This window comes from Glycomyces lechevalierae, from assembly GCF_027622945.1.
Lineage (GTDB): Bacteria > Actinomycetota > Actinomycetes > Mycobacteriales > Micromonosporaceae > Glycomyces > Glycomyces rutgersensis.
The window spans coordinates 79,164-104,175 of record NZ_JAPZVQ010000003.1; the positions used below are offsets into that span (position 1 = coordinate 79,164).

A 25,012-nucleotide genomic window follows, 5' to 3' on the forward strand; every position below is an offset into this window, starting at 1 on the left:
CCTTTCCCGTTGCGTCACTGGTGGAAGACGACCTCGGCCGAGTCGAGGTTCACCGAGCCGGGGCACAGGAACGAGCCGCCGACCTTCTTCGCGCCGATCGGCCCGCCCCGGTACTCCCGGGTCGCGCCGTCGCGTTCGAGCGTCACCCGCGACGCCTCGTACGTGCAGGTCACCCCGAACTTCCTGGCCGCGATGCGCACATCCTCGGCCGTCGCGGTGCCCTTCGCGTCGTCGAACGCGAACGCGGCGTCCCCGCCGAACTTGAAGGAAGTGTCGCCGCGGCAGTCGAAGTCGACCTTGTCGGCGTCGATCGCCACGGTCGCCGGCGGCGCGGCCCCGACCTGGACGCGGTCGGCCTCGCAGCGGCTCCCGCCTTCGGCCAGAACGAGATCCACGAAATCGGCGGTCGCCCCGGTGGAGGCGGCGACCGAGGCGGTGGCGGTGGTGCAGAGCAGGAGCGCCGCCGCGGCGGCGACGAGCGTTGCAGGGCGGCGGTGCGGCACGGCTCCGGGCCTTTCTCGCGCGCGGCCACTGCCATGGCCGCGTTCCGGATCGAACGATCTGGACGCTAGTCGCGCCGCAGCCCCTCTGCGGCGTTTTCGCCCCTTCACGGCCGTACGGCGGTGTCGGATCGCCGATACTTTCGTATCGCCCCGGGCCCGCCCCGCGCGCCTTCGGTATCGATCCGCGCCAGATCCCTCATCCCTTGGGCTGGATCTCGAACCGAACATTCGCGCAGGTAATAAGGCGTGGATACAGTGAAGGCGCTCGCATCGAACGGAAAGGCGGCGACCCCATGCCCACCGACAGCACCCGCACCGGCGACACCACCACCGTCGCGGACGCCCCCTGGGTCGGCCCGGCCTTCCTCATCGGGCTGCCGCTCGCCGGGGCCGCCCTCGGGTGGGGGCTCACCTTCATCGTCGAATGGATCGTCGGGCTCTCCTGGTTCCCGTTCCAAGGCCTGTTCGAGCTGTTCACCGACCTCTCGCCGACCCTGCAGCTCGTCGTCGGGCTCGCGGCCGGCGTGGTCCTCGGCCTCGTCGTCGCGTTCCTCGTCCTCCACGAGATGCTCACCGTCACCGTCGGCCGCGACGCCATCGGCCTCGAACGCGGCGACTACGAGCGCGAGATCCACCGCGCCGACGTCACCGGCGTCTTCGTGCAGGACAAGCGGATCGTCGTCCTCGGCCCCCGCCGCCGCGAACTCGCCAACGTCGAATTCGACCTCGACCGCGACCGCCTCGCCGCCGCCCTCCGCCGGCACGGCTACGGCTGGCTGCCCGACGGCGACCCGTACGCCGCCGAGTTCAAACGCTGGGTCCCCGGCGCGGACGGCCTCCCGCAGGGCGCCAACGCCGTGCTCAAAGCCCGCCAGCACGCACTCGAGAAGTCCAACACCGGCGACCTGCGCGAACTCCTCGACGAGCTCGACGCCCTCGGCGTCGTCGTCCACGACAAGGACAAGAAGCAGTACTGGCGGCTCGCCGACCCCGCCTGAACCCGGTCACCGAACCCCGTCACCGTGCGGATGCGGCACGCGTCCCCGGCGCGGAGGATGGATGCGAACGCACCCGACCACAGGGGGAACCATGACCGCGCCGCTGCTCTTCGGCCTGGCGATCCTGCTCGCCGCCATCGTGCCCGGACCCGACTTCGCGATGGTCGTGCGCAACACCGTGCTCTCCGGGCGGGTGAGCGGGATGTGGACGGCGACGGGCATCGGGCTCGGCATCCTCGTGTGGGTCGTCGCGACCTCGATCGGGCTGGCCGCGCTCCTCGCGGCTTCGGCGCTGGCGTTCACGGTCGTCAAGCTCGCGGGCGCCGTCTACCTGGTCTACCTGGGGGTGCGGTCGATCCGGGCGGCGGTCAAGGAGCGGCGGCGGCCCGTCGCGGAGGTCGAACTCGACCGGCCGATGAGCCACTGGGCGGCGTTCCGGTCGGGGCTGCTGTGCAACCTGCTCAATCCGAAGGCGGTCGTGCTCTTCACCGCGCTCATGCCGCAGTTCCTCGTCGGGGGCGGCTCACAGGCCGTGCTCATCGGGGAGCTGGCGGTCGTCGGGATGGCGGTCTGCGGATTGTTCTACATCGGACTCGCGAACCTGATCAACCTGTTCCGCGCGGTGCTCGAACGGCCGCGGGTACGCGCCTGGCTCAACGGCGTCACCGGAGCGGTCATGGTCGGCCTCGGTCTGCGGGTCGCCGCCAACTGACCGGGCCCCGCGCGCGGGGCGCGCGGGCGATGCGGTGAGATTACAGCGCGGCGGCCAGCCGGCCGACCCGTCGCACTTGCGGGAGTACGGCGGGACGGCAGACCGGCCGCCGTCTCCGCACGTAACTCGATAGCGGTTTCCCTGCCATTCGCGCAGAATGATCGCCATGAGCACCTGGGAACTCGAACCTGAGATCGAGTCGTACTACGAGCGCGGCGGGGAGCGCGAGCGCCTGACGCGCAACGCGCGCGGCCGCCTGGAGTTCGCCCGCACGCAGGACGTGTTGCGCCGCAAGCTTCCCGGTAAGCACCTCGACCTGCTCGACGTGGGCGGCGCGACCGGGATCCACGCGAAGTGGCTCGCGGAGGACGGCCACCGGGTGACCTTGATCGACCCGGTGGCGAGCCAGGTCGAGATCGCGGGCGCGCTGCCCGGCGTCACGGCCGTGGTCGGCGACGCGCGCGAACTCCCTTGGGACGACGCCAGTTTCGACGCCGTCCTGCTGATGGGGCCGCTCTACCACCTGACCGACCGCGAGCAGCGCGTGCGGGCCGTCGCGGAGGCGCGGCGCTGCGCGAGGCCGGGCGGGATCGTCGCGGCGGCGACCATCAACCGCAGCGCGGGCTGGAACGACTGGCTGCTGTCGATGTCCCACGGCATCGACCGGGGCCTGAACGCCGAGGACAGCATGCGCATCCTCCGCGAAGGCGACCTGCGCCACTTCGAGCAGGACATGTTCACCACCGCCTACCTGCACCACCCCGGCGAGGTCGCGAGCGAGTTCGCCGACGCGGGGCTTCCCGGCGCGGCGCAGTACGCGGTGCAGGGCTTCCCCGGCTACGTGCCGGATCTCGAGAAGCTCATCGACGACGAAGCGGCGCGCGAACACCTGATGGAGGGCCTGCGGGTCATCGAAGCCGAGCCTTCACTCCTCGGCGCGAGCAACCACCTCCTGACGATCGCGACGATCCCGGCGTAGGAGACGCGGGGCGCCCGGAGCGATCCGGGCGCCCGGCTACGGTCCCGAGTGGATGAATCGGGCCCAGGCGGCGGTGTCGTTCGGGTGCTCCTTCCGAATCCGCAGCATCGCATCGTGCAGTGCCCGGGCGGTCTCGGCCGAGTCGATGGCGTCGTCCTTGACCAAGGTTCGGTAGAGGTCGTCCGCGACCTGGCTCGCCGAGTCGTCGTAGACGGTCCAGAGCGTCCCGATCACGTGTCGCCAACCCGAATAGTGCAGGGCGGCAGACAGGTTGACCGCCTCGTCGAAGCCCGTGACGCCCCCGGTGGCGGTCTGGCAGGCGGAGAGGAACGCGAACTCTCCTGCTCCGGCGGAGGTGCTGCTCAGGTCGGCGACCGTGATGAGGCCGCTGTGCTCCCAGTCGAAGGGGACGAGGCCGCCTCGGCCGGGTTCGGCGAGGTTCTGTACGCCGTGGCAGGCGAAGTGAGCCCATCGGTGGCGCCCCAGTTCGGTGAGCATCGCCTCCCTTGTGGCCCGCTCGTCGCCGAGCAGGGTGAGGCGGTCCTCGTCGAAGAGTTCCGCGAGCAGGCTCCGCTCGGCCGCGGCCCCCGCCAGGTCGGCGCGGGAGGTCGCCTGTTCACTTGAGGCGCTTCCGATGGGCGTGCGGGCGATCGTCGCGACGAGCATGCGGCTCGGTGACTGGTCCACGGGCTTGGAGCGGGCTTCTGCGAGAGCGCGAAGGGTCGGCGTGTACGAGGAGACCACCTGGTCCATCACCGCGCCGCCGTCGCCTTTGCGGGTCGCGGCCGCGTGAAGCGGCAGCAGCGAGAGCGGTCCCGTCGGGCACCACCAGACGCGGGGCGGCTCGGCCCCGGGTTCGCCGAGGAGGCCGAGTCGCTTGAGGACCGGTTCGGCGATGCCCTTCCACATCCACTCGAGGACCGGGCGGGTCGCCATCTCCAGGAGGAACCGACCGTCGGGATCGCCGTTCGAGTAGCGGCCCAACGCCTCCAGATAGCGGAGCGTCTTCTCCTCCGCCTCGCGGAGCGTGATCGAGAGTTCGACATGCTCGATCGTCCCGCCCGTGATCGCGAGCGCGTCGCAACGCCAGCCGCTGACGTTGACCAGGATCACCGGCCCCCCGAGGTCCACATCGGAGGCGTCTGCCGGCGACGGTCCGAGCAGGAACCGGACCGGGTGCGGGAACGCCTCGGTCGGTTCCAGAGCGCGGATCCGGCCTACGAGCTCGTCGTATCGTTCGCCCGCGTCGAGTGTCGCGGCGCGGTCGGGTGCCTCGGCGGTCGATTCGAACTCGATGGTGAACGCCGACATCGAAGGCCGGTCGAGGATCGCGCGGCATCGTTCGAGTTCGGCCGCCAGCGCGGGATGGGCGGTCCGCAGCTCCGTGAGGTCGGCCCGGAGGTCGAGAACGCCGCTCCACCAGACGGATCGGCCCTGCTCTGAGAGGCGTACGGCCTTCTCGAGGTCGCCGGAGGCGATGGCGGCGGCGGTCGCGTCGCGCCCGAGTGCCGCCGCGTGGGCTTCCAGTCGGTGCTGGTGGTCTTCATGGGCGAGTCCGCGTCGAGACAGGGTGGCCAGTTGCTCGATCGCCTTCTCGTAGTGGGGGAGGCCGAACGCCGGGGCCCGCTTCGGAGCCGCACCTGAAGCTTCGGCTCGGGCGATCGTCGTGTGCGCCAGGTTCTTGGTGATGTCGATGCGGTCGGTGGTGGCGGCGCCTTTGACGGCGAGTCCTTCTTGCAGGGCTGCGATCGCGGCGTCGACGAGTTCGATCCGTTGCTCGAGTTCGTACCGGAGCATCAGCGCGGCGGCGAGTGAGGCGAGGCGGGGCGCTCGGTTGAACTCGTCGGGTGCGCTCTTCGCCACGGCGTGGGAGGAGGCGGCGACCGCTTCGCGGAGATCGTCGGGATCGAATCGGGTCTTGTACCGGTATTGGAGGGAGGCGCTGAGGAGGTTCCATGCCGCTGCGAGGCGGGGATGGCCGTCGGGTGTCGCCGTGACGGCACGCCGGGCGAGGTCGATCGCCTCGTCGATGTCGGAGGGGGCGTCGGCCCTCTCGTATCGGCTGATCAGCGAGCTGGCCGTGTTGAGCAGGCGCATGGCGAGGTACGGGTCGCCGTCGGGCGTGGCCTCAATGGAGCGCCTGCCCAGGTCCACCGCGGCGTCGAGGTCTTCGGGGGCGCCGAACCTCGCCGACCGGGTGAGGAGGGTGATGCCGAGGTTGGAGAGTACGCGGGTGCGGGCGGGGTCGTCGGGGCCCAGCGCGTCGAGGGCCTGTTGCAGGAAGCCTACGGCGGCGTCGAGATCGCTGCGGTCCCCGGTGCGCGCGAACCGGGTTCGCAGTACGGAGCCGAGATTCTGGAGCCTCGTCGCGGTCGCTCTGGAGTGCTCAGTGCCGAGTGTGGCGGCGCGAAGCGCGTCGATGGCCGCGTCGAGGTCGGCGTCCCCGCCGTGGTATTCGAACCTCGCGCGCAGTGCGAGTGCGAGGCTCGTGAGCCGGTCGGGGCGTTTGACGTGCCGCTCGGGCGTCGCCTCCACGGCCGCGGCCGAGACCTTGATCGCCGTATCGAGGTCGGAGGATTCGCCGACGAAGTCGAAACGGGCCCGGAGCGCCACGCCGTAGTTCGTGAGCACCGTTGCCAGGTAAGGACTCTCCGAGGAGGTCCCCAGCACCGCGGCGGCCGCGTGGTCGACGGCCCGGTCGAGGTCCCGGGTGCCGCCGACCGCTCGGACCTTGGCGACCAGCACACTGCTGAGGTCGGAGCGGCGGGTGACGGCGCGCGGATCGCCCGCCACGGAGTACTCGACGGCCGTCTCGGCGGCTTCGACGGCGGCCCTGATGTCGCTGGGGTCGCCTTGGCGTTCGAACCGGTACCGGTAGGCGGAGCCGAGGTTCGCGAACGCCGTCGCACGGTTCTCGTCGCCCTCCGGCACGAGTTCGACCGCTTCACTGCCGCATTCGATCGCGGCGTCGATGTCGGCGGGATCGCCGCCGAACATGTACCGCTGGGTCAGCATCCCGGCGAGGTTGGCCAGGCTGGAGTGCCGCTTGGGATGACCGGGCGGGCGCATGGCGAGGGACTGGCGCTCGGCGTCGATGGCGCCGTCGCGATCGGCGTTGTCGCGGGTGCGCTCGAACCGCATCATCAGGGCGGTGGCGAGCGAGGTGAGCGTAGTGCTGCGGTCGTCGCCGGTGATGGAGGTCCCGGCGAGCGCGCGGCGAAGGCAGTCGATCGCCTCGTCCATGGCCGCATAGTCTTTCGTGTGCATCACGCGGAGAAGGAGCTGGTTTCCCTTGACCATCGCCCCGAACTCGGGATCGAGCGCGGACGCGGTCTTCAAAAGGAAACGCTGGAATCGCTCGGATGCGCTCATGTGCGGACCCTTCGGCTCGGGTTCACGTACTAGTCTAGGTGGATTCGACCATTGCGAGTGGTTCTCGCCTGTGTGCGACCCTCGACGAGACGGAGCGGGCCAGGCCAAATGACCGAGCATGCAGACTCCCAAGCGGCACAGACGGCGAGGCTGTGCCGAGAGCTTCCCGAGTTCGAGGCGGCGGCGGACCTTGACGACTGGCGTGACGTGCTCGACGCCGTAGTGGCGGACCTCAGGGCCGGCGGCTCGTTCGCCGACGCGCAGGCCCGGCACGGGCTGCCGCCACTGGGTGCGAGCGGGCCCGATCGCGGCGCGCCCGTGGACCTCACGCCGCTCATCGACCGGGTACCCGTCAAAGGGGAATACCGCTGTCCACTCGCTCGGGCGTGCACCAACCGCGGCAGCGTGCACCCGCAGTCCGGTGCGGAGCCGCGCTGCGCCCTCGCGGGCCGCCCGATGCGGTTCGCGCTCAAGGACGCCTGATGGGCGAGATGCTGGCGGTGCTCGGGACCAGGCTCACCGAACGCGTGGCCGCGAGGCTCACACTGCCTGGCCTGTTGTACATCGCGCTCTCCTGCTGGGCCGTCTCCAGCGGGCACGCCCACCCGTTCGAGCCGACACGGGTCGCCGCCGTGATCGACCGCTGGGCGGCGTCGGCCCAGGCCGTGCCGCTCGCCCTTGCCGTCGACATCGGCCTGGCGCTGCTCGCCGCCACCGCGATCGGCATCGCCGCCTCGACCGTGGCGACCGAGGTCGTGGGACGCGTGTGGAGCGGGCGCCGTGCGCCGAAACGATGGCTCGCACGCCGCGGGGAAGCCTGGAGGGCGCGCCACGAAGACGTGCCGGAACGCTATGCGCCCCAACGGCTCACGCCGATCGGTGACCGGTTCCGGACTGCCGGTGAGAAGGTCGACGCCCAGTACGGGCTCTCGCTCCCGGACGTGTGGCCACGGCTGCTGATCCTCGCCGGTCCGGACACTCGCGAGCTGCTGGCCCGCGCCAGTGACAGGTACCGGGCGGACACCGTGCTCACCGCCTGGGCGCTCCTCGTGCTGCCGTTGACGGTCTGGTGGTGGCCTGCCGCGCTGCTCGCGGGCCTCGGCCTCACCGTCGGCTATCGGCGGTCGCTGGCGAGCGCCTCCGTGCTCGCGACGCTGATCGAATCGACGGTCGACCTCCATCAGCGCGACCTCGCGGCGAGCCTCGGAGTCGAGCTGGACGACGGTCGCGTCACCAGGGCGGAAGGGCCCCAAATCAATGTCCTGATCACCAAGCACACGTGAAGCGAGCACCGGATGCGACAGAGCCGGTGGCGCGGGAGTGCCAATCTCACCTGGGGCCGTGTCCGGCGCCGGATGTCGAGACTTCGCTTGTGGCCGTGACGTGCCCCCGCTATTCTCCGATGGCATGTGGAACCGCAGCATGCTCATCCTCCACGGCGTGGAGAACCGCAGGCCCGAAGGGCACTGGCAGCACGAGCTCGCCATGGATCTGCGCGAGCGCGGCGAGCAGGTCTTCTACCCGCAACTGCCCGAGACCGACCGGCCGAAGCTCGCGGACTGGACCGACGCGATCCGCTCGGAGCTGGCGCTCATGCGCGGCGAGAAGGTCGTGGTCTGCCACAGCCTCGCGAGCGTCGCGTGGATGCACCTCGCGGCGGCCGACGCCGCCTCCTCGAACCCGCACTCGGCCGACCGGGTGCTCCTCGTGAGTCCGCCCGGACCGAAGGCGTTCGACTGGGACGTCATCGCCGGGTTCACCACCACGGGCCTCGACCTCGCGGGCCTGCGGCTCGCGAAGGGACCGGCGCGGCTGGTCTGCTCCGACGACGACCCGTACTGCGTCGAGAACGCCGCCGAGCACTACGGCCGACCGCTCGGCTGCGAGGTCGACGTGATCCCCGGCGGCGGCCACCTCGCGATCGGCGACGGCTACGGGCGCTGGCCTTCGGCGCTCGCCTGGTGCCTCGACGAGTCGGAACGCCTGACCCCCAACCGGTGACGCGGGCTCGGGCGAACCCGGTCGAGACGCATTGTCGTACCCGGGAGGCACCCTTGGTATCGGGGCGCCGCGCGCCGACACACCCGACCCCGGGGGCACCGAAACGGCTCCCCCGAACGGCGCCACCGGGACCAAGCCCTTCACACGGGCCGCGACCAGTGCCAGACTGGATCGGATCGGGCCCGTTCGCTCCTCGCGTTCCCCTGCGGGCCTTCGGATCGGCTCTCCGGGAGGGCTCATGCGCTGGGTTCGGATCGTCATCGTGGGCGTCTTCGTGCTGGTCGCCGGTTCGGCGGCGCTGGCCGGGAGTCTCGCGGGCCCGCGCGGCGACGCGCCCGCCTTCACCTCCGACCCGCCCGAGCTGACCGCCACGGCTGAACTGCGGCGCATGTTCATGAAGCCGGGGCAGGTCGCGATCGCGGTCACGAACCACGGTGACGCGCCGGTGCGCGTGACCGGGGTCGAACTGCTCACGGATTCGTTCGCGCCCTTGGGCGTCCAGGAATTCGACACCGAGGTCCCGCCGAGCACGAACGCCCGCGACCTGATCACGAAGTTCGGCGAGGCGACCTGCCCGGACGGCACCGCGTCGAAGGCCGACCCGGCCGCCGTGGTCCTCCATGTCGCGACCGAGGACCAGGCCGTGCACCTGGTGGAACTGGAATTGTCGTACCCGAACGGCACACTTGACCGACTGGTGCGGGAGGCCTGCGCGGCGCAGGCCGTCGCCGAATCGGCCCGCATCGAGCTGGGGGAGTTGACCGCCGCCGCGGACGGCACCCTCGAAGGGAGGTTGAGCGTGACGCCGCTGGGGGAGGCGGCGCTGGACGTGACCGACGTGCGCGGGAGCGTCCTGTTCGAAGTCCTGGCCGGCGAGTCGGTGCCGGAGGGCGGGGGCGTGACGGTGACGCTGCTGTTCGACGTGGTCCGGTGCGACGGCCATGCGGTGGGGGACGCGAAGCACCCGTTCGGGTTCACCGTGTGGGTGGCGATCGACGGCGGCGAGCCGGTCGCGGTGCCGCTCAACGTGGCGGACGACCGGCGCGAGGCGCTGTGGAGCATGCTCGACGTGCGGTGCGGCGAGCGGGAATGACCGGTTGAACCGTTCCAATCGCTGGAACTGGGGGAGGCGAACATGGCACATCGGACGTACGCTGGAAAGCGTGGGTGATCACACCGATACTTCGGGTAACGAGGCGCACCAGTTGCGCACCCGTCTCGTGGGCGGCCTGCGGTCGCGCGGCGTGATCCGGAGCGAGGCGGTCGAGACGGCGATGCTCGCCGTGCCCCGCCACCGCTTCGTGCCCGAGGCGCCGCTGCGCATCGCCTACGCCGACGACGTGTACGTCACCAAGCGCAACAGCGACGGCGAGGCCGTCAGCTCCGCCTCGCAGCCGTCGATCGTGGCCGAGATGCTGGAGCAGCTCGACGTGCGGCCCGGGCATCGCGTGCTCGAGATCGGGGCGGGCACCGGCTACAACGCGGCGCTGCTCGACGCGCTCGTCGGCCCCGGCGGCGCGGTGACCACTGTGGACATCGATGCGGAGACGGCCGGAAGGGCCCGCCGGGCGCTCGAGGAGGTCGGGTCCGAACGGGTGCGGGTCGTGGAGGGCGACGGCGAGCTCGGCTTCATCGACGGCGCGCCGTACGACCGGATCATCGCGACCGTCGGCACCTGGGACCTGCCCCCGGCCTGGTGGGACCAGTTGGCCGAGGGCGGCAGACTCGTTGCGCCCCTGAGCATCCGCGGCTGCGAGCACTCGGTGGCCTTCGACTACGCGGACGGCGTGATGCGCAGCCGCTCGATCGTGAGCTGCGGCTTCATGCCCATGCGAGGCCTCGGCAGCCAGGAGGGCCAGGCCGTCGAGCTCTCCGAGGGCCGCATCATGACCTTCCATGTGGAGCAGGAGGTCGAGGCCGACGGCGTGCGCGGCGTGCTCGACGGGCGCGGCACCACCGTCTGGACTCCGGTGCAGCTCAAGGTGAACGACGACGCCACGCAGCTCTCCCTGTGGCTGGCCTGCGCGTTCGCCGGGTACGGGCGGATGAGCGCGCCCTTCGGCGACCACGGCCTGCAGCGGCTGCTGCTGCGCTGGGCCAACCCGGCCGTGGTGGAGGGCGAGGACTTCGCGTACCTGGTGTGCCGCAAGACCGGCGGCGGCAACGAGATCGGCGTGCGCGGCCACGGCCCGAACGGTCCGGCGCTCGCCGCGCGCGTCGCCGAGGAAGTGCGCGTGTGGGACCGCGAGTGCCGCGACGGTGTGAGCCTCCAGATCACCGCCTACCGCAAGGGCACCGGCCCCGAGTCCGAGCCGCGGTTCACCGTCCCGAAGCGCCACACGCGCCTCGCCATCGAGGTCGCCCCCGACGACTACCTCTGACGTGGCCGTCGCCACTGCAGGGAACGTTCCACCTCCGGCGTTCCTCTTCTCTCCCGACGAACCATTCCGTTCGGAAGGAGCAGACCTTGACCTCCCGCCCCACCCGGCTCGCGTACGCCGTCGTAGCCGCCCTCGCCGCAGACGCCGCGTTCCACCTCCTCTGGGCCACCGGAAGCACCTGGCCCGCAAGCGAAGTCCGCACGCTCTCCTACGCGCTCCTCGGCGCCGAAGTGTCGTTCGCGCCCCGGCTCCTGCTCACGCTCGCCGGCATCGCCCTCGCCACGCTCGCCCTGATCCACGCCCGGGCCCGCGTCACCCGCGACCACCGGCTCTACCCGCTCCTCCAGGCCGGGACCCTCGCGTTCCTCGCCTTCCTGTCCTTCCGTGCCATGGCCGGCCTCGTGTGGTGCCTCGGCATCGGCACGCCGCCCGACTATCCCGCCTACTACTGGCTCAACCTGCTGCTCTACACCCCGTTGTGCCTCGCCATGGCTGCCGCCGTGTTCGCCGTCTCGCGGCACGGCGCGAAACCGCTGCGCCTGCGCGGGAAACTCGCCCTGGCCGCGCCGCTCATCGCGATCGCCGCGCTCCTCGCCGGCGCCTACGCCTGGGCCCCAACGGAAGCGCCCTACGACCCCGCGGAGGCGGGCGTCGACTCCCGCTACGCCGACACCGATCTCGCCCGCTTCCACTACACCCGCGAAGGCGACGGCAGCCCCGTCGTCCTCCTCTCGCCCGGCGCGTCCTGGCTCTTCGCCTGGCAGGAGCAGGCGCACACCCTCGCCGCCGAGCACACCGTCTATGCCGTCGACCTCCCCGGCCAAGGCTTCACCGAACTCCACCAGGACTTCGACTACACCCTCGAAGCCGTAGCGGAGGCGATCGACGCGTTCCTGGACTCCCAGGACCTCGACACCGTCGCCCTCGCCGGGTACTCCTGGAGCGGCGGCTGGGCCCTCGCCTACGCCCAGGCCCACCCCGACCGCGTCGACCGGCTCGTCCTCCTCGCCCCCAGCGGCGCCGACCGGCCCGACCCCGCCGCCTGGGAAGCCCTCAAACCGCCCGTCGCCGGCGAACTCCTCACCAATGTCTACTCAGGACGAGACGCCGCCGAGGCATCCCTGCTCGGCATCGTCGAACACGACGAGGTCGTCACCGACGCGCTCATCGACGCGTTCTGGAAACCCAACACCCGCACCGTGAACCTCCGCTCCACCTACCTCTACGAACGCGGCCTCGACTGGTACTCGACCGAAGCGGCCATGCCCGCCACCCGCCAACCCGTGCTCCTCGTCTGGGGCACCGCGGACACCGTCGTCCCCATCGCCGACGCCGAGGTCTTCGCGACCCGCCTGCCCGACGCCCGCCTCGAGATCCTCGACGGCTGCGGGCACGCCCTCACCATCGACTGCCCCGACCAGGTCGACACCCTCATGTCAGGATTCCTCGCGTGAACCCCGACGAGCTCGCCCCGCTGGTCCGCCAGGCCCAGCGGGGCGACACCCTCGCCATGAACGACCTCCTCGACGCCCTCGCGCCCTACGTCGGCCGCATCTGCGCGCCCATCGCCCTCGGCCACGGCCCCGACGCCGCCCAAGAAGCCCTCATCGTGATCTTCAAGTCCCTCAAGCACCTCCGCGCCCCCGAAGCCCTCCTCGCCTGGGCGCGCACCATCGCCGTGCGCGAAGCCGTGCGCATCGCCAACGACCGCCGCACCGTCCCCGCCGAACTCGCCGACCTCCCGCAGGCCGGCGACCCCCAGCTCGAGACCGACATCGCCGACGTGCTGCGGCGGCTCTCGCCCGAGCACCGCGCCATCCTCGTCCTCCGCGACCAAGAGGGCTACAGCGAAACCGAGGCCGCCGCACTCCTCGCCATCGAAGTGGGCACCGTCAAGTCCAGGCTCCACCGGGCCCGGCGATCCTTCCAGAAGGTGTGGTCCGCGTGAACCAGCACTGGCCCGTGGCCGAACCCGACGCCGTCGCCCGCCTCCACGCCCTGGCCGCCGGGGTCCGGGGCGCCAGCGTCACCGAAGGCGTCGTCGACGCCCCCTACGCGCGCGTCTGGGCGCACCTCGCCGACCTCGAGAAGGGCTTCGGCGACGTCGAGCCGGACATGCGGCGGTTCACCGTGCTCAGCAACGAGAACGGCCGCCTCGAAGCGCTCGCCGTCAGCCGGTACGGGATGCGCGCGCGGCTGCGCGGGACCCTCCGGCCCGGCTGGTGCTGGCTGCAGAGCCGGTTCCTGCTCATCGGCGTCGCCGCCGCCCCCGACGGGCCCGAACGCACCCGGGTGGCGTTCACCGGCGGCGTCCGCGTCCCCGGCCGCGCGGCACTGATCCCGTTGGGCGTCAAGCAGTCCGGGAGGCGGTCACTGCGGCTCCTGCAGCGCCGCATGCAAGGCTGAGCCCCCGGCCCGCGGCGTCCGGTCACCCTCGGCACATCCGCCCAACGATTCGAACTAGGGTGGGAAGCGTCGTCGCCCGGCGACAGCGCGCCCACCCCCTGGCGCACCTCGGATCCGGGTGACCCCGCGTAGCCCCACTGCGACCGTTCGCAGTGGACGCAATGCAGTAATAGTGGCTGACGCCCCGGAAAAACACTCCCGGCCCCACTCGCCTCCGCCCCGAGTCGGCCGGTCGAAAGCCGTTCCCAGAAAGGACGCTCCCGATGTCCGATCCCACGTTCAAACAGCGGGCACGCTATTGGTTCGACAACACCATGTCGAAGGGCACGAAAGCGCTGATCGGTTGGCTGACCGTAATCACGTTGGCGCTCACCGCGATTGGCGCGCTGTTCCTCGCCGTCGTAAGGGAGGGAGACGGCTTCGGCGGTACACTGTGGAAGTCGTTCATCCACATCCTCGACGCCGGGACCATCACCGGCGACGACGCCGGCGGCCCCGGAATGGTCGTCATGTTCGTCACCACCATCGGCGGCCTCGTCATCCTCTCGTCACTCGTCGGTGTGCTGACCACCGGTCTCGACGCGAAACTCGAAGACCTCCGAAAAGGCCGCTCCCTCGTCGTTGAGAAAGATCACACCGTCATTCTCGGATGGTCCGACCAGGTCTTCATCGTCATCTCGGAATTGGTGGAGGCCAACGAAAGCGAGAAACGCGCCGTCATCGCCATCCTCGCCGACCGCGACAAAGTCGAGATGGAGGACGAGATCCGCACCAAGATCACTGACCTCAAATCCACCCACGTCGTCTGCCGCACCGGCGACCCCGCCGACCCCGACAGCATCGCCCTCGTCAACCCCGGCCAGGCCAAGAGCGTCATCCTCCTCACCTCCGCCGAAGACGACCCCGACGCCCAACTCGTGCGCTCACTCCTCGCCGTCACCCAGGGCGGCAACGGCATCAAATGCCACGTCGTCGGCGCCGTCACCCAAGGCCGCAACCTCCCCGCCGCCCGCCTCGCCGGCGGCCGCGCCGCCCACATCGTCGACGCCAACGACCTCATGGCCCGCCTCATGGTCCAGACCTGCCGCCAATCCGGCCTCTCCGTCGTCTACACCGACCTCCTCGACTTCGGCGGCGACGAGATCTACATGGTCGAAGAACCCGGCCTCTTCGGCCGCCCCCTCAGCCAAGCCCTCCACTCCTACCGCACGTCCTCGTTCATCGGCGTGCTCACCAAAGAGGGCCGCTGCATCATCAACCCGCCCTCCTCCGCCTCGCTCCAACCCGGCGACAAGCTCATCCTCATCGCCGCCGACGACTCCGCGATCCAGCTCGACGGCTCCCGCCCCGTCATCGACGAAGGCGTCATCGTCGCCCGCGCCGAAGACGCCAACCGGCCCGAACGCACCCTCATCCTCGGCTGGAACGCCATGTCCCGCACGATCCTCGAACAGCTCGACCAGTACGTCGCCCCCGGCTCCGTCACCGACGTCGTCACCGACCACCCCGACGCCCCCGAGGCCATCCGCAAGATCGGCCCCACCATGCGCGTCCAAGGCCTCAACTTCAAAGAGGACGACACCACCGACCGGCTCCTCCTCGAATCCCTCAACCCCGGCTCCTACAACCACATCATCGCGCTGTGCTCCGACGACGTCGCCCCGCAGCTCGCCGACTCCAAGACCCTCGTCACCCTGCTCCACCTGCGCGACATGGCCCAACGCTCCAACAGCCGCTTCAAAGTCGTCTCCGAGATGGCCGACGACCGCAACCGCACCCTCGCCCAGGTCACGCAGGCCGACGACTTCATCGTCAGCGACAAGCTCATCAGCCTCCTGCTCACCCAGACCGCCGAGAACCCCCACCTCTCCCAGGTCTTCGGGCAGCTCTTCAGCCCCGACGGCTCCGAGATCTACCTCAAACCCGCCGAGCACTACGTGCGCCCCGGCGTGCCGGTCAACTTCTACACCGTCGCCGAATCCGCCCGCCGCCGCGGCGAATGCGCCATCGGCTACCGCGTCGCCGCCCTCGCCAAGCAGGCCCCCGGCTACGGCGTCCACCTCAACCCCGACAAAGGCATGCAGTTCATGCTCCAACCAGGCGACAAGATCATCGTCCTCGCCGAAGACTGAACGAACCAACCACGGCTGAACGCACGAACCGAACGACGACCGAACGCACGCCGGCCGGGCCGAGCGGAACCCTCAGGTTCCCTCACCCGACCGGCGTACGACTTTGGTCGTAGGACGTTCCCGACCATCGGCCGATGGCAGCGTCACACCCCGCGGGTAACTTCGATGGAGACCGCAGCACCCAGCGGAGGAAACCGAAACACATGACCGACACCACCACACCCGAACCGGAAGCGGCCACCGCCTCCGAACCGGAAGCGGCCCCAGCGCCGCCATCCAAAGCACCCATGACCCGGCTCTGGGCCTACGCCCGCCACCACCTGCGCCTCCTCATCATCGGCGGCGCCCTCTCCTTCGCCGGAGGACTCGTCGGCCTCGTCCAACCGCTCATCGCGATGGACGTCATCGACACCCTCTCCGCGAACGAATCCCTCACCCGACCGCTGCTCTACCTCGCCGCGGTCGTCCTCATCGGCGGCGCCCTCGGCGCCCTCGGCCCCTACTTCATGCAGATCGCCGGCCAAGACGTCGTCTTCACCGTGCGCAAACAACTCATCGACCGCCTCGTGCGCCTCGAAGTCGCCGAAGTCGACCGCCTCAAACCCGGCGACCTCGTCTCCCGGCTCAGCTCCGACACCAACCTCCTGCGCACCGTCGCCAGCACCACCGTCATCGGCGGCGTCACCGACGCCTTCATGATCATCGGCGGCATCGCCCTCATGGCCTGGCTCGACCTCACCCTCTTCGGCACCACCATGGCCATGGTCGTCTTCATCACGGTCACGATGCTGTTCATCATGCCGCGCATCCAGAAGGCCACCGTCGCCTCGCAGCAGGCCCTCGGCAACATGGGCTCGCTCCTCGAGCGGACCTTCAGCGCCTTCCGCACCGTGAAGGCCTCCGGCGCCGAGGACTACGAGATCGGCCGCCTCAACGGCGCGGCCACCACCGCCCGCGACACGGGCGTCAAGGCCTCCTTCTGGGAGGCGCTGGCGGGGGTCGTCGCGTTCCTGCCGGTGAACATCGCGTTCCTCATGGTCCTCGGCGTGGGCGGCGCGCGCGTCGCCTCCGGGGCGATGGAGGTCGGCACGCTGATCGGCTTCCTGCTGCTGCTGTTCTACCTGATGGGCCCGGTCAACGGCCTCGTCGCGTCGCTTTCGCAGCTGCAGACCGGCCTGGCCGCGATCCACCGCATCGAGGAGATCGAGAACCTCGAGGCGGAGGACTCCTCCTCGGAGGGCAACCTCCCTGAGGCCGTGCGCATCCCGGTGACTTCGGGGCCCGCGCAGGTGGTGTTCGAGGACGTGACCTTCCGGTACGCCGAGGACCTGCCATACGTCCATCATGGAGTGTCGTTCGCGTCGAGCGGGCGCGGGCTCACCGCGCTGGTCGGGCCTTCTGGCGCCGGCAAGACCACGGTGTTCTCGCTCATCGAGCGGTTCTATCCGGCGACCAGCGGTTCGGTGAAGGTCGACGGGGTCGACGTGGTGGACTGGCCGCTCGACGAACTGCGCGGCCTGATCGGCTATGTCGAGCAGGACGCGCCGGTCCTCGACGGCACGCTCCGCGAGAACCTGGTGATGGCCGCGCCGGATGCGACGGACGCCGAGCTGGACGAGGTCGTGGAGGTCGCGCGCCTCACCGAGCTGGTCGGCAAGCTGCCGGACGGGCTCGACTCGCGCATCGGCTACCGGGGCACGACGCTCTCGGGCGGCGAGCGCCAGCGCGTGGCGATCGCGCGGGCGCTGCTGCGCAAGCCGCGCCTGCTGCTGCTCGACGAGGCGACCTCGCAGCTCGACGCGGCGAACGAGGCAGCGCTCAAGCAGGTCATGCTCGACGCGGCCGAGCGCACGAACGTTCTCGTTGTGGCCCACCGTCTTTCGACGGTGACGAGTGCCGACCAGATCGTCGTCTTCGACGCCGGCCTGGTGCGTGCGGTCGGCACGCACTCCGAACTGGTCGAGAACGACGACCTGTATCGCGACCTGGCGGCCTCGCAACTGCTCACGGCCGCATAGCGAAAGCCGCGCCTTTCGGCGGCCCGCGTACGCACACGCGGCTCAAAGGCCACGCTCAGGCGGTCGCGTCAGCACGCGGCCGCCTGAGTCGTGCGCGCCTCCGACGGGCGGTCGAAGGCGCACGGTGGCCGAACCGGAGCCGGCGTCCAGAGATGCCGCGGCGACCTCTTTCGGGTGACACTTTTCCTTACGACGGTAAGAACGGGGGTTTCTTGTCGGACCCCGGCGAGAGACTTGGCCTGGGGTCGCCCCCCTGGGAGGGCGGGGGGCTGCCCGGAGGCGTTTTGCCTGGTAGGCGGCTTTCCTAGCCGGCGTTCGCCAAGGCCTTGCGGACCTGGTCCGAGAGCTCGGTGTAGTACTCGTCGATGTAGTGGTACGGGCCCGGGCCCCAGCGGTGGCCGGGGTCGGCGATGCGGGCGCTCGCGTCGACCTCGACCGGCGGGAGGGCGCGGTCGCCCAGGGCCGCTTCGAGAAGCGCGTAGGCGTGCTCGAGCCAGTTGTTGTTCCGCCGGGTCACCCGCAGGTCGCTCACCGGCTCGCCCGCGATGTCGTGCGAGGCCCAGAACGCGCGGTGGATCAGCACCGGCACCTTCGGGAGCCGGGCCGCGAACTCCTTGGTGGCCAAGGCGAACGGCCCGTCGGCGGCGAGTTCGACGTCGTTGATCGCCGGGCGCACCCCCGGCTGCTTGTCCAGGCCCGCGTTGCGGAAGTAGATCGTCGAGGTCACCAGGCCGGAGCCGGTGTCGACGAGCGGCCAGCGCTCGTCGATCAGGTCGATCACGATCGGGTGGTCGATCCCGGCGAGCGGGTCGAGCGCCGTCTTGTGGTGGTCTTCGACGATGGTGCGTCGCTGGAACGCCGAGTCGAGTTTGATGTCCTCGGCCTCGATCGGGCTCGGCGTCGAGACGAGGCTCTGGATGCGCGTGCGCGAGACGAAGTGGACCGGGCGGGGCAGCGGGTCGCGGCCGAGGTCGGCGGCGTCCCGGGTGACGCAGCAGCCGATCAGGGAGTAGGTCGGGGGAAGTTGCTCCATTGGAGGATGCTCCGATCCAGTGGCGACAAAGGCACGTAAAGGGGCCAGTATGCAGGACTAAGGGGCCGTCCGGAAGCCGCGGCCCGGCCCTTTCCCGGTGTTTCTCCGGCGTCAATCCGCGCGCAACCTCCCGCCCGCCTCGACGCAACCTGAGGCATTCGAGGGCATCGATGCTTGACGTCGGGGCGCGGATGCGCCAAGATGTCTTAGAAAACGGTTCCTATCGATATATGGATCGTTTGGGGGAGGTACAGCCTCTCCCGCTTCCCGACAGGAGTTCCGATCTAGAAACCGATACCTGCGGATTCGCGACCGCCGGTGCCGGATCGGACCCGAAGGGACCGACCGGGAGGCCGTCGCCTCGGTGACCGTACCGATGGTCATGGTGGTGTATGCCGGGGTGGCCACCACCGCCGAAGCGACGGCCTCCTGAACGGGCGCGGCGAAGCGCTGCTTGCGGAGGTGCTCGCGGCGGCGTGTCGGCCGCGGGGGGCGGCGGATTTCTGACATCGTTCAGGCGTCGTTCACGTTCGCGCCGAACGGGTGACGACCGCGGCCGCTTGACTGAAGGCCCATCCCCGATGGCGTCCGGTGCCGCAAGGCCTCGCCTTCCCCACGAAAGGACCTTCATGTCCCTCAAGAGCGTGCTCGTGCGCGGTGCGGCCGTGCTGACCGCCGCCGGAGCCCTCGCCGGCCTCGCCGCCTCCCCGGCCGTCGCCAAGCCCCACCACGACGAGCCCCTCGTCATCGCGCACCGCGGCGCCAGCGGCTACCTGCCCGAGCACACGCTCGAGGCCTACGCCCTCGCCGTCGAGATGGGCGCGGACGTCATCGAGCCCGACCTCGTGCTCACCAAGGACGGCGAACTGCTCGCCCGCCACGAGCCGGTCCTCGACGAGACCACGGACGTCGCCGCGCACCCCGAGTTCGCGGACCGCAAGACCACCAAGCTCATCGACGGCAAGCCCGTCACCGGCTTCTTCGCGGACGACTTCACCCTCGCCGAGCTCAAGACCCTCCGCGCCGAGGAGCGCCTGCCCGCCCTGCGGCCCGGCAGCGCCGAGCACGACGGGGAGTTCGCGCTCGTCACCTACGACGAGGTCCTCGACTACGTGGACACCTTGGACCGCAAGGTGATCACCTACCCGGAGATGAAGCACCCGTCCTACTACGAGGACAAGGGCATGAGCATCGAGGACGCGCTCGCGGACCTCCTGGAGGAGCGCAAGCTCGACCGGAAGCGCTCGCCGGTGTGGATCCAGTCGTTCGAGTACCAGAGCCTGCTCAACATCGCCGAGCGCGTCGACAACCCGATCGGTCTGAACATCGACGGCCAGGGCGAGATCCCGGACGCGACCCTCGACGAGTACGCCGAGACGCTGGACACGGTGAGCCTCAACAAGAACCGCATCTTCCCGCGCGCGGCGGACGGCTCGATCTCGGAGCCGACGGACATCGTCGAGCGCGCGCACGACCGCGGCCTGGACGTGCACGTCTGGACCTTCCGCGCCGAGAACTCGTTCCTGCCGGCCAACCTGCGCTCGGGCTCCGACCCGGCCGCGTGGGGCGACATCGAGGCCGAGTTCGAGCTGTTCTACGACCTCGGCGTGGACGCGGTCTTCAGCGACTTCCCGGACCTGGCGATCGCGGCCCGCGACTGCTAGACCGGGGGCGGCATCGCCGCCGAGAATCCAGGATTCGCACCAGAAGAAGACGAAGGGCCGCCCTGCCGCCGGGGCGGCCCTTCGTCTTGTTCACGAGCAGTGAGCCGGTGGTCAGCGCGGGATGTCGAGGCTGAAGTGGACGGTCTGGAACGGCTCGTCGCGGGTCTCGGTGCTCATGCGGTCGGGGGAGGTCCGTTCGTCGAACAGGACCTCGCCGCGCTTAGACCAGAACTCGACCGCGCCGGGGGTGCGCGCGTCCGTGTGGAGGTACACGCCGCTGTAGCGGTCGCGCCCGGCGATGAACGCCAGGCACGTGTCGACCAGCGCGCCCGCGAGCCCCTGGCGGCGGTGCTTGGGCCGCACGTACACGCGGTAGAGGGTCGCCGTGCGTCCCTCCTCGAAGCGGCTCGCGACCTCGATCGGGTGCGGCGGCGAGACCGGGGTCTGGCCGCGCACGCCGGCCGTCGCGGCGACGACGCCGTCCCGGACCGCGACGAACAGCGCGTTGTCCTCGGGCGCAAGGTAGTACGACTCGAGATCGATGATGTCGGAGTGCCATCGCGGCAGGTAGCCGTGCCCGAAGTCCCGGTGGACGGTGTCGAGCATCACCGACCGCGCGCCCGGCAGGTCCTCCGGTTCCGCCTGACGCAGAACGTAACCCGATACACCTCTGGTTCCTCGTGCCACCGCGATATCTGACATGTGTGCCATTATTGCATCCAATTTGCAATAGGAAACCCTTCGCAACAAGAGACGAGGCCCACTCCATGCCGCTCTCCCGGCGCCACCTCATCACCGCCGCCGCACCCCTCGGACTCGGCGGCCTCCTCGCCACCACCGGCTGCTTCTCCTCCACCGCAAGCGAATCCGGCACACTCGTCTTCGCCACCGCCCTCACCCCCGCCGCGGGCCTCTCGCCGCTGTCCGAGGACGCGTTCCTCCTCGCCCGCTGGGCCGTCGCCGAAACCCTCCTCGGCCTCGACGACAACGGCCTCCCGGTCGCGAAGCTCGCCCTCGACTGGACCCAGACCGAGGACACCGCCTGGGACCTCACACTCCGCGAAGGCGTCCGCTTCCACGACGGCACCGCCCTCGACGCCGCAGCCGCTGCCGCCGCGCTCAACGCCGCGGCCGGCGCGTCGTCCGTGCCCCGCGTCATCGACGGCGTCGGCCTCGCCGCCGAAGCCACCGGCGACCGCACCCTGCGCGTCACCACCGCCGCCCCGGACCCCGTGCTGCCGCAACGACTCTCGAGCCCGTACCTCGCGATCCTCGCCCCCGGCGCCTACACGGGAGCCACGGTCGATCCCGTCGGATTCGCCTCCGGGCCCTTCACCATCACCGAGTCCACCTCCACCGGCGTCACCCTCGAACGCAACGCCGACCACTGGGGCGAGCCCGCCGCGATGGCCGGCTACCGCGCCGACTACGTGCCCGACGCTGCCACTCGCGTCGCCGCGCTCCGCTCCGGCGAAGCCCACGTCATCGAAGCCGTCCCCTACGCCCAGATCGCGAACCTCGACGCCTCCCAGCTCCAGGACGCCCCCACCGGCCGCACCGTCAGCCTCTACCTCAACACCGCGACCGGCCCCCTCGCCGACCCCGCGCTCCGCGCCGCCGTCGCCGCCGCGATCGACACCGCGCCGATCGTCGACGACATCTACGAAGGCCGCGCCGACGCCCCCGAAGGCCTCTTCGGCCCCGCCCTCGCCTGGGCCGCCGACCACCGCGAACACACCCTCCCCGAGGCAGGGACGCCCGCCGGCGAAGCGCTGCGCGTCGCCACCTACTCCAACCGCGCCGAGCTCCCCGAAGCGCTCACCGTCATCGCCGCCCAGCTCGAGGCCGCCGGATTCGCCGTCGAAACCGAAGTGCGCGAATACAACGACATCGAACCCGACATGCTCGCCGGAGCATTCGACGCGTTCCTCATGTCCCGCTCCGTCGTCCAGGACTCCGGCGACGCCTACACCTACCTCGACTCCGACTTCACCAGCGACGGCGGCTTCAACGCCTCCCGCCTCGCCGACCCCGCCGTCGACGCCGCCGTCGCCGCGATCGCGACCGCCGCCACTGTGCCAATTCACGACTCCGCAGGCTCCGTCGAGGGCGGCATGGACCCCGACGCCGCCGCCGCGGCCCGCCAGAACGCCGTGCTCGACGCCGAAGCCGTCGTGCTCGCCACCGTCGCCGTCGTCCCCATCGCCCACGAACGCCTCGTCACCGGCGTCGCGGGCGGCGCCGCGAACGTCACCAGCGACCCGCGCGAACGCGAGATCATCACCGCCGCAACCACCATGGAGTAGACGGTGATGCTCCTGCGGGGAATCCTCACCCGGGCCGCCGTCCTCCTGGCCGTGCTCGCCGCCATCGGACTCCTGCCATGGCTCGCCGACCGCGACCCGGCCCTCACCGTGCTCCGCGCCCGCTACCCCGGCCGCGAAGCCACCGACGGCGCACTCGCCGCCATCCGGAACGAACTCGGCCTCGACGCCGGGCCCCTCGCCCTCCTGCGCGACTGGCTCACCGGCCTGACGCGCGGCGACTTCGGGACCTCTTGGACCAGTGGGAAACCCGTCGCCGCCTCGGTGCTCCCGGCCCTCGGCGTCTCCCTCACGGTGATGATCGCCGCGCTCGCCGTCACCTTCGCCGTCACCGCCGCCGCCTGCGCACCCGCCCTCCTCCGGGCCGCGGAGGGCCGGCCCGTGGGCGCCGGCGGCGTCGCCGTCGCGTCCTTCGCCGCCCTCCCCGACTTCCTCATCGCGACCCTCGGCGTCGCCGTCTTCGCCACCTGGACCGGACTCCTCCCCGCCTACGGCTTCAACGGACCCGCCAACCTCGTTCTCCCCGCGCTCGCCATGGGCCTGCCCGGCGGCGGCGTCCTCGCCCGGCTCGGCCGCGACGCCATCGGCCGCGTCGCCGCCGAAGACTGGGTCCGCCAATGGCGCACCGCCGGATACCCGCGCGCCCGCATCGCCCGCGGCCTCCTGCGCCGCGCCCTCCCGCCTGTACTGCCGCAGTTCGCGATCATCGCCGTCTCCATCACCGGCGCGGCCGTCGCCGTCGAAACGATCTTCGCCGTCCCCGGCCTCGGCCGCGCCGCCCTCGCCGCCGCCGACGCCCAAGACCTCCCGGTCCTCCAGGCCTGCATGGCACTCCTCATCGCCTTCGGCTTCACCGCGGGCCTCACCGCCCGCCTCGCCGCCAGCGCCCTCGACGGACCCGCCGCGGACCTCCCCGTCGCGCCACCGGCCAGCGCCATCACCACCAGCGGCGGACGCCGCCGCCACCACGCCTGGATCGCCGCCACCGCCGTGCCGCTCCTGCTGGCCGTCGCCTACGGCCTCTGGCGATCCGGGGACATCGCGACCGGCGCCCGGCTCGAACCGGCCTCGGCCGCCGCCTGGCTCGGCACCGACGAACTCGGCCGCGACGTGCTCGCCCGCCTCGGGCAGGGCGCGCTGTGGACGGCCGGGGCCGCGTTCCTCGCGTGCGGCCTCGCCTACCTGCTCGCGCTGGCCCTCGGTTTCGTTCCGCGCCTGGCGCATCCGCTCGCGGAGGCGTTCAACTCGTTCCCGGTCGCGATCGCCGGGATGATCGTCGTCGTGGTCCTCGGGCGCGGCCAGTTCGGGGCGGTCCTCGCGGTCGTCGCCGTCTCCTGGCCGCCGCTCGCCGCCCACGCCGCCGAACTCACCGCCCAGGCCCGCAACGCGGGACACCGCGAAGCGCGCCTTGCCCTCGGCGCCGGGCCCTGGTGGCTGCTGCGCAGGCACACGCTGCCGCTCGTCGTCGGGCCCCTTGCGGCCCATGCCGGTCTGCGCCTGCCCGGCATGGCCCTGGGCATCGCTTCGCTCGGCTTCCTCGGCCTCGGCGCCGCACCCGACTCGCCCGAATGGGGCGCGAGCCTCGCCCGGTCGCTCCCGTATCTCGAACGGGCGCCGCTCGCGGCCCTCGCCCCGGCCGCCGCGATGATCGCCCTGACGCTCGCCGTCATGGCGGCGGTTTCGCTCCCGACGCGCCGAACATGAGCTAAGACGCGGATTGGCCTCGCATCGAAAATATGCTTTGTGCATGCTTGAGAGTTACACTGGCTCCATGAAGAACATCCAGGTGAAGAACGTTTCCGACGAAGTCCACCGGGTGTGGAAGACCAGGGCGGCGGCGGCGGGTATGTCGCTTCAGGAATACCTGCACCGCAAGCTGACCCAGGAAGCGCAGCGTCCCACGGTCGCCGAAGTCCTCGCGAGGGTAGAACACCGCGGCGGGCCGAAACTCGACCGCGATGAGATCGTCTCCATGCTCCGCGAGGACCGGGAGTCGCGTTGATCGTCATCGATGCCTCGGTGCTCGCGCCGGTGCTGCTCTCCTTCGACGAAGCGGACATGCGGCTGCGGAAATCGATCCAGCAGCACGAAATGGCGGCACCGAGCCATATCAACCTCGAGGTGATGTCCGTCCTCCGCAAATACTGTCGGCGAAAGGTCATCACCGAAGAACGAGCGGCACTGGCGCTTTTCGACCTTTACGAGTTTCCCGTCGAGCGTGTGCCCTCGGCGGCGCTCGAGCCTCGGATCTGGGAGCTTCGGCACAACCTGACCTCTTACGACGCGGCCTATGTCGCGCTCGCGGAGCGCTTCGGGGCCGATCTGTGGACCTTCGACCGCAGGCTCGCGAACGCGCCCGGGACCGATTGCGTCATAACGGTTCCCGAGACCTAGAAAGCGACTCGGCGATGTTGGGGAGCCGGGGGGGGGGGGGGGCGGGGGGCCGGCCGCGGGGGGGGGGGGGGGCGCCGCGCCCCGGGGGCCGGGGG

At 70.8% G+C, this 25,012-nt stretch carries 22 protein-coding genes; 18 read left to right on the plus strand and 4 right to left on the minus strand.

All coding sequences use genetic code 11. The annotated features are described in order from the left end of the window. Positions 1 to 14: 14 nt before the first annotated feature. On the minus strand, positions 15 to 503 hold the full coding sequence (locus tag O2L01_RS06740; protein ID WP_270121148.1) for a hypothetical protein: 489 nt from the start codon (positions 501 to 503) through the stop codon (positions 15 to 17). Between the two features lie 293 nt (positions 504 to 796). Here O2L01_RS06740 and O2L01_RS06745 point away from each other — a divergent pair, with 293 nt between their 5' ends. The 3 genes from O2L01_RS06745 (at position 797) to O2L01_RS06755 (ending at position 3,192) form a co-directional block, all read left to right on the plus strand. After that, positions 797 to 1,501 (plus strand): YqeB family protein, encoded by a 705-nt coding sequence (locus O2L01_RS06745; RefSeq protein WP_270121149.1) that lies wholly within the window; start codon positions 797 to 799, stop codon positions 1,499 to 1,501. A 91-nt stretch (positions 1,502 to 1,592) separates the two neighbouring features. Further along, positions 1,593 to 2,213: a LysE family translocator gene (locus O2L01_RS06750; protein WP_270121150.1), complete on the plus strand. Its 621-nt coding sequence runs from the start codon at positions 1,593 to 1,595 to the stop codon at positions 2,211 to 2,213. A gap of 166 nt (positions 2,214 to 2,379) precedes the next feature. After that, on the plus strand, positions 2,380 to 3,192 hold the full coding sequence (locus O2L01_RS06755) for a class I SAM-dependent methyltransferase (RefSeq protein ID WP_270121151.1): 813 nt from the start codon (positions 2,380 to 2,382) through the stop codon (positions 3,190 to 3,192). Between the two features lie 36 nt (positions 3,193 to 3,228). Here the strand turns inward: O2L01_RS06755 and O2L01_RS06760 are convergent, their stop codons facing one another. Continuing rightward, the gene (locus O2L01_RS06760; protein ID WP_270121152.1) at positions 3,229 to 6,564 is read right to left on the minus strand and encodes a CHAT domain-containing protein; all 3,336 of its coding nucleotides are present in this window, start codon (positions 6,562 to 6,564) and stop codon (positions 3,229 to 3,231) included. Between the two features lie 108 nt (positions 6,565 to 6,672). On the opposite strand from O2L01_RS06760, the gene O2L01_RS06765 reads away from it, so the two are divergent. From O2L01_RS06765 to O2L01_RS06810, 10 genes are all read left to right on the plus strand, one after another. Further along, a complete protein-coding gene (locus O2L01_RS06765) occupies positions 6,673 to 7,047 on the plus strand; it encodes a hypothetical protein (protein ID WP_270121153.1) in 375 nt (124 codons plus the stop codon). Then, entirely contained in the window at positions 7,047 to 7,847 is an 801-nt protein-coding gene (locus tag O2L01_RS06770; protein WP_270121154.1) for a hypothetical protein, read from the plus strand. Before O2L01_RS06765 ends, O2L01_RS06770 begins: the two co-directional genes overlap by 1 nt. A gap of 124 nt (positions 7,848 to 7,971) precedes the next feature. After that, positions 7,972 to 8,565, plus strand: coding sequence for an RBBP9/YdeN family alpha/beta hydrolase (locus O2L01_RS06775; RefSeq protein ID WP_270121155.1), 594 nt, complete (start codon positions 7,972 to 7,974; stop codon positions 8,563 to 8,565). A 238-nt stretch (positions 8,566 to 8,803) separates the two neighbouring features. Next, positions 8,804 to 9,658 carry a hypothetical protein gene (locus O2L01_RS06780; protein WP_270121156.1) on the plus strand — a complete coding sequence of 285 codons (855 nt, stop codon included), beginning with the start codon at positions 8,804 to 8,806 and terminating at the stop codon, positions 9,656 to 9,658. A gap of 70 nt (positions 9,659 to 9,728) precedes the next feature. After that, positions 9,729 to 10,946: a methyltransferase, FxLD system gene (gene fxlM, locus O2L01_RS06785; protein WP_270121157.1), complete on the plus strand. Its 1,218-nt coding sequence runs from the start codon at positions 9,729 to 9,731 to the stop codon at positions 10,944 to 10,946. 86 nt (positions 10,947 to 11,032) lie between these two features. After that, positions 11,033 to 12,400, plus strand: a complete 1,368-nt coding sequence (locus O2L01_RS06790) for an alpha/beta fold hydrolase (RefSeq protein ID WP_270121158.1) — start codon at positions 11,033 to 11,035, stop codon at positions 12,398 to 12,400. Next, the gene (locus O2L01_RS06795) at positions 12,397 to 12,894 is read left to right on the plus strand and encodes an RNA polymerase sigma factor (RefSeq protein ID WP_270121159.1); all 498 of its coding nucleotides are present in this window, start codon (positions 12,397 to 12,399) and stop codon (positions 12,892 to 12,894) included. Before O2L01_RS06790 ends, O2L01_RS06795 begins: the two co-directional genes overlap by 4 nt. Beyond that, positions 12,891 to 13,352, plus strand: a complete 462-nt coding sequence (locus O2L01_RS06800) for a hypothetical protein (protein WP_270121160.1) — start codon at positions 12,891 to 12,893, stop codon at positions 13,350 to 13,352. Before O2L01_RS06795 ends, O2L01_RS06800 begins: the two co-directional genes overlap by 4 nt. 263 nt (positions 13,353 to 13,615) lie before the next feature. After that, positions 13,616 to 15,484 (plus strand): CASTOR/POLLUX-related putative ion channel, encoded by a 1,869-nt coding sequence (locus O2L01_RS06805; protein WP_270121161.1) that lies wholly within the window; start codon positions 13,616 to 13,618, stop codon positions 15,482 to 15,484. 203 nt (positions 15,485 to 15,687) lie between these two features. Beyond that, positions 15,688 to 17,502 carry an ABC transporter ATP-binding protein gene (locus O2L01_RS06810; RefSeq protein ID WP_270121162.1) on the plus strand — a complete coding sequence of 605 codons (1,815 nt, stop codon included), beginning with the start codon at positions 15,688 to 15,690 and terminating at the stop codon, positions 17,500 to 17,502. A 304-nt stretch (positions 17,503 to 17,806) separates the two neighbouring features. On the opposite strand, the gene O2L01_RS06815 is transcribed toward O2L01_RS06810, so the two are convergent. Then, positions 17,807 to 18,535 (minus strand): DUF6270 domain-containing protein, encoded by a 729-nt coding sequence (locus O2L01_RS06815; protein ID WP_270121163.1) that lies wholly within the window; start codon positions 18,533 to 18,535, stop codon positions 17,807 to 17,809. Positions 18,536 to 19,164: 629 nt separating this feature from the next. Here O2L01_RS06815 and O2L01_RS06820 point away from each other — a divergent pair. Beyond that, a complete protein-coding gene (locus tag O2L01_RS06820) occupies positions 19,165 to 20,199 on the plus strand; it encodes a glycerophosphodiester phosphodiesterase family protein (protein ID WP_270121164.1) in 1,035 nt (344 codons plus the stop codon). 111 nt (positions 20,200 to 20,310) lie between these two features. Here the strand turns inward: O2L01_RS06820 and O2L01_RS06825 are convergent, their stop codons facing one another. Further along, positions 20,311 to 20,901, minus strand: coding sequence for a GNAT family N-acetyltransferase (locus O2L01_RS06825; protein WP_270121165.1), 591 nt, complete (start codon positions 20,899 to 20,901; stop codon positions 20,311 to 20,313). A gap of 65 nt (positions 20,902 to 20,966) precedes the next feature. On the opposite strand from O2L01_RS06825, the gene O2L01_RS06830 reads away from it, so the two are divergent. The 4 genes from O2L01_RS06830 (at position 20,967) to O2L01_RS06845 (ending at position 24,917) form a co-directional block, all read left to right on the plus strand. After that, positions 20,967 to 22,505: an ABC transporter substrate-binding protein gene (locus O2L01_RS06830; protein ID WP_270121166.1), complete on the plus strand. Its 1,539-nt coding sequence runs from the start codon at positions 20,967 to 20,969 to the stop codon at positions 22,503 to 22,505. A gap of 6 nt (positions 22,506 to 22,511) precedes the next feature. Continuing rightward, the gene (locus tag O2L01_RS06835; RefSeq protein ID WP_270121167.1) at positions 22,512 to 24,227 is read left to right on the plus strand and encodes an ABC transporter permease subunit; all 1,716 of its coding nucleotides are present in this window, start codon (positions 22,512 to 22,514) and stop codon (positions 24,225 to 24,227) included. Positions 24,228 to 24,294: 67 nt separating this feature from the next. Beyond that, entirely contained in the window at positions 24,295 to 24,525 is a 231-nt protein-coding gene (locus tag O2L01_RS06840) for a FitA-like ribbon-helix-helix domain-containing protein (protein WP_270121168.1), read from the plus strand. After that, the gene (locus O2L01_RS06845) at positions 24,522 to 24,917 is read left to right on the plus strand and encodes a type II toxin-antitoxin system VapC family toxin (protein WP_270121169.1); all 396 of its coding nucleotides are present in this window, start codon (positions 24,522 to 24,524) and stop codon (positions 24,915 to 24,917) included. Before O2L01_RS06840 ends, O2L01_RS06845 begins: the two co-directional genes overlap by 4 nt. The last annotated feature ends 95 nt before the right edge of the window (positions 24,918 to 25,012 follow it).

What these genes read in the sequence shown, in the direction of transcription:
- O2L01_RS06805 (WP_270121161.1), top strand. Translation starts at nt 13,616, where the DNA reads ATGTCCGATCCCACGTTCAAACAGCGGGCACGCTATTGGTTCGACAAC.
- O2L01_RS06775 (WP_270121155.1), top strand. Translation starts at nt 7,972, where the DNA reads ATGTGGAACCGCAGCATGCTCATCCTCCACGGCGTGGAGAACCGCAGG.
- O2L01_RS06760 (WP_270121152.1), bottom strand. Translation starts at nt 6,564, where the DNA reads ATGAGCGCATCCGAGCGATTCCAGCGTTTCCTTTTGAAGACCGCGTCC.
- O2L01_RS06830 (WP_270121166.1), top strand. Translation starts at nt 20,967, where the DNA reads ATGCCGCTCTCCCGGCGCCACCTCATCACCGCCGCCGCACCCCTCGGA.
- O2L01_RS06780 (WP_270121156.1), top strand. Translation starts at nt 8,804, where the DNA reads ATGCGCTGGGTTCGGATCGTCATCGTGGGCGTCTTCGTGCTGGTCGCC.
- O2L01_RS06840 (WP_270121168.1), top strand. Translation starts at nt 24,295, where the DNA reads ATGAAGAACATCCAGGTGAAGAACGTTTCCGACGAAGTCCACCGGGTG.
- O2L01_RS06815 (WP_270121163.1), bottom strand. Translation starts at nt 18,535, where the DNA reads ATGGAGCAACTTCCCCCGACCTACTCCCTGATCGGCTGCTGCGTCACC.
- O2L01_RS06820 (WP_270121164.1), top strand. Translation starts at nt 19,165, where the DNA reads ATGTCCCTCAAGAGCGTGCTCGTGCGCGGTGCGGCCGTGCTGACCGCC.
- O2L01_RS06755 (WP_270121151.1), top strand. Translation starts at nt 2,380, where the DNA reads ATGAGCACCTGGGAACTCGAACCTGAGATCGAGTCGTACTACGAGCGC.
- O2L01_RS06745 (WP_270121149.1), top strand. Translation starts at nt 797, where the DNA reads ATGCCCACCGACAGCACCCGCACCGGCGACACCACCACCGTCGCGGAC.
- O2L01_RS06825 (WP_270121165.1), bottom strand. Translation starts at nt 20,901, where the DNA reads ATGTCAGATATCGCGGTGGCACGAGGAACCAGAGGTGTATCGGGTTAC.
- O2L01_RS06810 (WP_270121162.1), top strand. Translation starts at nt 15,688, where the DNA reads ATGACCGACACCACCACACCCGAACCGGAAGCGGCCACCGCCTCCGAA.
- O2L01_RS06765 (WP_270121153.1), top strand. Translation starts at nt 6,673, where the DNA reads ATGACCGAGCATGCAGACTCCCAAGCGGCACAGACGGCGAGGCTGTGC.
- O2L01_RS06770 (WP_270121154.1), top strand. Translation starts at nt 7,047, where the DNA reads ATGGGCGAGATGCTGGCGGTGCTCGGGACCAGGCTCACCGAACGCGTG.
- O2L01_RS06750 (WP_270121150.1), top strand. Translation starts at nt 1,593, where the DNA reads ATGACCGCGCCGCTGCTCTTCGGCCTGGCGATCCTGCTCGCCGCCATC.
- O2L01_RS06835 (WP_270121167.1), top strand. Translation starts at nt 22,512, where the DNA reads ATGCTCCTGCGGGGAATCCTCACCCGGGCCGCCGTCCTCCTGGCCGTG.